This is a genomic window from Mesorhizobium sp. WSM4845 (assembly GCF_055811455.1).
This window is the reverse complement of record NZ_JBVVQA010000109.1, coordinates 1-397: the sequence shown is the minus strand read 5'-3', so window position 1 is coordinate 397 and position 397 is coordinate 1. Positions and strand designations below refer to the sequence as shown.

General features: G+C 57.9%; 1 pseudogene. It reads right to left on the bottom strand.

The features are described from left to right. Positions 1-397 (bottom strand): annotated as a pseudogene (locus AC0L2C_RS34220) (YciE/YciF ferroxidase family protein); the annotation flags it as partial.

Here is a 397-nt window from a genome sequence, read left to right as displayed (position 1 = left end):
GGCACGGCATCCTTCAGGCCGAGCAGTCCGGCCCAGGTGATCAGGGTGCCATAGCGGGCGATCTCATAGTGTTCAACTTCTTGCGCCGCCGCCACAAGCCCGGCGTCCAGAGCTGGCTTCCTTGAATTCCTCAAGTATCTCCTGCCCTTCCTCAATGATGCCGTCGATTGCGGGACATGTCTTTCCTTGTGGCCGTTTGCCGAAAATCTCGAAGACCTGCTGCAGCCGTTCGATCTGAGCTTCCGTCTCGTCGCGATGCTTTTCGAATGCGGCGGTCAGTTGGTCGGATTCGGCACCCCTCGCCATCTTCTTCAGCGCAACCAGGATTTTGCGCTCAGCGTAGTAGACGTCCTTCAGTCCGTCGTGGAAAAGATCTTCGAGGCCCTTGGCCTTGCTT